This window comes from Clostridium senegalense JC122 (genome assembly GCF_000285575.1).
Lineage (GTDB): Bacteria > Bacillota > Clostridia > Clostridiales > Clostridiaceae > Clostridium_J > Clostridium_J senegalense.
The window spans coordinates 154,170-160,583 of the sequence record NZ_HE611051.1; the positions used below are offsets into that span (position 1 = coordinate 154,170).

At 26.6% G+C, this 6,414-nt stretch carries 5 protein-coding genes; 1 reads left to right on the forward strand and 4 read right to left on the reverse strand.

All coding sequences use genetic code 11. The features are described from left to right. Positions 1 to 226: 226 nt before the first annotated feature. The 4 genes from cax to CSGHG_RS08990 form a co-directional block, all read right to left on the reverse strand. Positions 227 to 1,315: a calcium/proton exchanger gene (gene cax, locus CSGHG_RS08975; RefSeq protein WP_010294300.1), complete on the reverse strand. Its 1,089-nt coding sequence runs from the start codon at positions 1,313 to 1,315 to the stop codon at positions 227 to 229. Positions 1,316 to 1,769: 454 nt separating this feature from the next. Then, positions 1,770 to 2,648, reverse strand: coding sequence for an L-serine ammonia-lyase, iron-sulfur-dependent, subunit alpha (gene sdaAA / locus CSGHG_RS08980; protein WP_010294302.1), 879 nt, complete (start codon positions 2,646 to 2,648; stop codon positions 1,770 to 1,772). A gap of 3 nt (positions 2,649 to 2,651) precedes the next feature. Beyond that, positions 2,652 to 3,335 (reverse strand): L-serine ammonia-lyase, iron-sulfur-dependent subunit beta, encoded by a 684-nt coding sequence (gene sdaAB / locus CSGHG_RS08985; protein WP_010294303.1) that lies wholly within the window; start codon positions 3,333 to 3,335, stop codon positions 2,652 to 2,654. A 212-nt stretch (positions 3,336 to 3,547) separates the two neighbouring features. After that, a complete protein-coding gene (locus CSGHG_RS08990) occupies positions 3,548 to 5,131 on the reverse strand; it encodes a nucleoside kinase (RefSeq protein WP_010294304.1) in 1,584 nt (527 codons plus the stop codon). A 581-nt stretch (positions 5,132 to 5,712) separates the two neighbouring features. Between CSGHG_RS08990 and CSGHG_RS20295 the strand changes: the two genes are divergently transcribed. Continuing rightward, entirely contained in the window at positions 5,713 to 6,372 is a 660-nt protein-coding gene (locus CSGHG_RS20295) for a DUF421 domain-containing protein (protein ID WP_010294306.1), read from the forward strand. Positions 6,373 to 6,414 lie beyond the last annotated feature (42 nt).

Sequence of the window (6,414 nt, forward strand, 5' to 3'; positions counted from 1 at the left end):
AAATTTATTTAATAATTTTAAAATATTTTTATATAACTTTATATAAACTCTAAGTGTTTCCCTTGTTACTATCTTCTACTTTTAAACCTTTGAATGAATACTTTTTAATTTAAATTATAACTCAATGTTTTTAAAGTTAAAATATCTTTTCGTAATAAAATACCTTTGGTTTCAATTATTTCTAAATTATATTTTTAATACTTTACTTTATATTTTAAACCTACAATTATCCTATATAATAATATGCTATAGTTATAATCACATAAGTTGATGTTAGTATCACTCCTTCTATCCAATAAGTTTTACCATCTTGAAATACAAAATATGATATAGCTAATGCTATTATAAGCATTATTATTTGGAAATTTGAAAAAACTAAAGTCATATTAAGCCCCATAAAAAGTGATATAATTATCAAAAGTGGTATAACAAATAATGCTATTTGTATACTTGAACCTATTGCAGTTTCAAGACTACAATCTATTTTATTATTTAAAGCACACACTATACTTGTAGCATTTTCCCCAAAACTTCCCAGTAGTGGTATTAAAACTATCCCTATGAACTCCTGAGATATTTTATAATTATTTACAATTAAATTTACATTTAATATTAATTTTTCACTTATAAAATAAAGTAAAACTGATACTATTAATATCTTAATAAAAATTATAATACATTCCTTAGATATTTTTTTCTCTGTTTCTTTACTTTCTCCATCTGATGCCAAAAATAAATTTTTATGAGTGTATAAAGAAAATATTAATCCAAGTATATATATAACTATTAATACTACAGACACAATAGAACTTACAATTGCTATTTGATTATCTTCTAACAAAGTATTTCCTTGAAGTGAACTTATTATTATTATTGAAGCTATAGCTACAAATAATAAATTAAAATTAGTTCTTGCCATTGTTTTATTGAATATTTGTTCTTTATATTTCATCCCCCCACAAATTATAGAAATTCCTAGTCCTAATAATAAGTTTGTTATTACAGCTCCCATAAGTCCTGCTTGTGCCATAGCCACCATTCCATATCTTATGGACCACAATCCCATCATAAGTTCTGGAAGATTTCCTACTGTAGCAGCTAATAATCCACCTTTTTTCTCACCTATATAATAAGTTATTTTTGATGTCTCATTTCCTAACAATATAGCTAGTGGTACCATAGCACATGAATATAAAAACAAGTTTAAAATAAATGATGATGTATTTATAAATATTAATATTATTGCTATCACAATTGGTAGCATAAATTTTAATAAACTTAAATTCTTATACATATTTCTATCCTTAGCTTCCATTGTGTCCCCCCTATTAAACCTTTTAAAAGGAAACCTATACTTATCTTAGTTTATACTTACTGTTATAATTTTTTATAATTATAAATTTAGTTCAAACATTTTATCTTATATTTTAAAATAGGATTCTTATTTAATAGTTTCTGAACATTTCTTATTATTTATGGTATCCAAATTCTTAGAACAATCCTTGTTTAAAATAAATTTTTAATATAGATTTATAATCTTAAATTTTTTTCATAAATAAGCAAGTTTAAATTAAACTTAGAATTGTATATAAATTAAGGTTTTAGATTTAAACATCCTTTTATTTCCTGGATACTGTTAATTTTATAACATAGATTTCAATATTATAGATATTATTCTATTAATAAACTATTCAATATTTGACAAAATGACACAAAAAAAACTCTATTAGCAATTGCTAATAGAGTTTTTCACTTTAAATTATGTACTACTAATCTTCTTTTAAAGCTTTCTTTCTTAATTTTAATCCACATGGAGTTACTGCAAGTCCGCCTAATGCAGTTTCTCTTAATGCAGCTGGCATTTCTCTTCCAATTTTGTACATTGCAGCTATACAATCATCAAATGGAATTTTGCTTTCCACTCCAGCCATTGCAAGTTCTGCAGTTGTTAAAGCACTTACTGCTCCAGCAATGTTTCTTTTTGCGCATGGAATTTCAACTAATCCTGCTATTGGGTCACAAACTAGACCTTCTACATTTTTAATAACTATTGCAGCAGCATCAAATGCCATTTTAGGAGTTCCGCCCATCATTTCAACAACTGCCGCTGCTGCCATTGATGCAGCACTTCCACATTCAGCTTGGCATCCACCTTCGGCTCCAGCTAATGTAGCATTTTTAGCTATTAATACACCTACTCCTGATGCAGAATATAATGCCATTATTATATCTTCATCTGATTTATTTAATTTTTCTGCAGCTGTTAACACAACTCCAGGAACTATACCACAACTTCCAGCTGTAGGCGCAGCAACTATTTTTCCCATAGCCGCATTTATTTCTGATGTAGATAATGCTCTAGCCATAGCTTTAACCATAACATCTCCACATAAAGTTTCATTGTTTTCTAAATATTTTTTAATTTTAACAGCATCTCCACCAATTAATCCACTAACAGATATAACTTCTCTGTCCATAGCTTCTTGTGCTGCTTTTTTCATTACTTCTAAATTGTTAGCCATTTTTTTCATTGCTTCTTCACGACTAACACCAGTAAATTCTATTTCTTGTCTTATAGTGTACTCAGCAATGCTAATATTTTCTTTTTCACAAATTTCTATTACTTCTAATGCAGTATTTACAAACATGGTTTATTCTCCTTCCTTAGGTGGTACTATTTGATCAACACTAGTTATACCTTCAATAGCTTTTATACTATCTATTATCTTGTTATCAATTATATGATCTACTTCAACAACCATAGCAGCTGCTAATCCTTTAATTTTTCTATAAACATTCATTGATGCAATGCTTATTTCTTCTTTGTAAAGTATAGTTGTCACTTTATAAATCATACCTGGTGTATCTGTGTGATTTATTATAAGTGTTGGATATTCCCCAGTAAATCTTAAGCTTTGTCCTTCAACTTCAAATATCTCTATATTTCCACCACCAATAGATGATCCTACAACAGTAACATCATTACCTTTATCTGTGGTTAATATAAATTTAACAGTGTTTGGATGAACATCTTCACCTAAATCTACTTCCTCAAAAGTATACTCTAAACCTTTTTCTTTAGCTATTTCCATAGATGTTCTTAATCTCTCATCTTTTGGATCCATACCTAATATTCCAGCTACTAAAGCTTTATCTGTTCCGTGACCCTTGTAAGTTTTTGCAAAAGAACCATGTAGTAAAAATCTAACTTTTTTTATATTTTCTCCACCTATCTTTGCTGCAATCTTTGCAAGTCTAGCTGCACCTGCAGTGTGCGAGCTAGATGGTCCTATCATTATAGGTCCTAAAATGTCAAAAGCACTATAATTCTTCATATATTTCCTCCTACATTGCTTTGTGGTAATAAATTTATAATAAATTTCTTGTTTTTAATTAAAACATAGAAATTTGTATCGGTTTTTTATTTTTTGACTATTCAATAGTTTAAAACTTAACAATTCATCTTTCAAGAATATTGTAATACTTTTTAATTTAATTTACAAAGGAAATGCAAGGAAAAACACCATGCACCTCCTTAAATAACACTTTAATATTGATAAAAACAACTACCTCCTATAAATTCTCTTATAATGGAATTATTAGGAACTAATTTCTCATCAATATCCTTGAAAAAATTTAAAAAGCTTATTAATCGTTTCGCTTCATAGTATACACTACTATCGCTATCTATTTGTAAAAGTTGTTCTAATGCATACTTTTTTAATACGGCTAATTCATACATAAGTGAAGAATTAAACATAATATCTGCATCTTCTTGAAATACAAATATATTTTTTTCTTCTCCTCTTCTTATTGATGGCCACATTTTTAAAGTTCGTTCAGCATCGCAACCTCGTGATAAATAATCTCTAACTATTCGTCTTATTATTCTCATATCCGTTGTTGCTATTCTATTATGGTCATCTAAATTAAGTTGTGTCAATGGGCTAATGTAAATTTTAAATTTTCTTTCTTTTTCAATTGAAGTGGTTAAAAGTTCATTCAAACCATGTATGCCTTCGACAATTAAAACTCCGTCTTCTGGAAGTTTCATTTTATTGCCTATCCATTCTCTTTTTCCTGTTTTAAAATTAAAATTTGGTATTTCAATTTCACATCCATTTAACAACATTTTTATATGATCATTAAATAGACTTAAATCTAATGCATAAATTGATTCAAAGTCGTATTCTCCATATTCATCTAAAGGTGTTTGTTCTCTATTTACAAAATAATCATCTAGTGATATAGGTATAGGTTTTACACCATTTACTTCCAATTGGATTCCTAACCTTTTAGCAAAAGTTGTTTTACCAGAAGAAGATGGTCCTGCAATTAGCACAATATTCGTTCTTTTATTTTTGCAAATTTCATCTGCAATTCTTCCAATTTTTTTTTCTTGATATGCTTCGCAAACTCGTATTAAATTTACTATATCCCCTTTTTCAATAACTTCATTTAACGTTCCACAATTACCAATTCCTACCAATTTAGCCCATTTTTCTGTTTCATAAAATATATTAGATAGTTGCCTGTAATTTTCAAAATATGGAATTTCAAAGTTTTTCTGATCTATTGGAAAACGCAATATAAAACCAGGATCATAATAAATTAAATCAAATTTTTTTAATGTTCCTGTAGAAAATGCCATCGGCCCATAAAAATAATCATATCGTCCATCTAATTCATATAATTTGACAGTATCTTGATTTATGCTATTTAAAAGTTTTATTTTATCATCCATATTATATGCTTTAAAAATACCTAGTGCTTTTTCCTTACTTACAGAAAATTTTTTTATAGGAATATCTCTTTCTATTAACTCTTTCATCCTATTTTTTATTAAATATATGTCATCTATATTAAGTTCTGTTTTTTTGTGAACTTCTCCAAAAATACCTTTACTTAATGAGTGTTCTATTGTTATCTTACTATCTTTGAAAATATCTAAAGTAGCTTTTATTAATACAAATTGAAGTGTTCTTATATAAGTCATCATCCCCATCTTATCTTCTATTCCTATAATATTAAAGTCTCCACTTGTCATAATTTTACTTGAAAGCTCTAGCTTTTCATTATTTACACTGCATAATACTATAGGTCCTTTTGAATCTAAATTATATTTTCTCACTATTTCTTGACCTGTAATTCCCTCATTAAATTCTTGTATATAGTTATCTAAAATTTTTAATTTAATTTTTTCATGTACACCACCCCAAATTTCCTCTATAAACTCTAAAATGCAAACTTAAATTAACTCAAATTTTATAAATAGATATTACTATTATATTGAAGCTAATATTTTTTGTATCTAATTTTTTATTAATTAATATTATTTTAACCTATATTTTTTTCTTCATAACTCTTTTAAATAAATACAATGTTTTTTTAATTTCAAAGTAATATTTTTCTTTTTTTAAACACACAATATTATTAGCTATGTCCTTAATATAAATATTATCACTAAATATATTATTTTTTAACTACGTGGTTATATAAGGATATAATCTTATATTTTAGTTTATTCATCAAATCTTTGTTATGAATTAATAAAAATAAATGTAAATGTAATTAATTAATTTTTTCAAAACCAATATTTGAAAATCTAAAAAATAATCATTAACAATAAGAAGGGAGGCAATCATTAAAATTGATTATATCTTTAATAAGAACAATAATACTTTACTTTTTTTACTTTTTATGATGAGAATTATGGGGAAAAGGCAGTTAGGTCAACTAGAACCCTTTGATTTAGTTACAGCTCTTATGATTTCTGAATTAGGAGTTTTACCTATGGAGGACAATCGAATCCCTTTAACAAATTCTGTAGTTCCTATAATAACAATTGTTATGTTACAAGTTATAACTTCTTTTTTACAACTTAAAAGTGAAAAAATTAGAAGTATTTTTAATGGTGAACCAAGCATCCTTATCAAAGATGGGAAAGTTGATATTGATGAATTAAAAAATCAAAGATTTAATTTAGATGATTTATTAGAAGAATTAAGATTAAATGGCTACTTTAATCTTGCTGATATCCACTATGCAATATTAGAAACTAATGGAACTATTTCTGTTATGCCAAAGGAGTGTATTGCTCCAATTACTCCTAAGCATTTAAATGTAAATATCAAAGATAAGCCTCTACCCCTGATAGTCGTAAGTGATGGAGTAATTAATAAATATAATTTATCTGAACTTCATCAAAATGAAACTTGGTTAAAAAAACAACTTAGAAAACATAACATTGACGATTATAGAAATGTTTTTATAGCTATTGTATATGATGATGATAAATTCTTTATTCAAGAAAAAACTCAAAAAGTAGATCATGATGCAACCTCTGTAGGGAAATGTAAAGATAAAAAATGATGTTGTTAATAATGATACTAGTATTAATGAAAGTAACCAAAA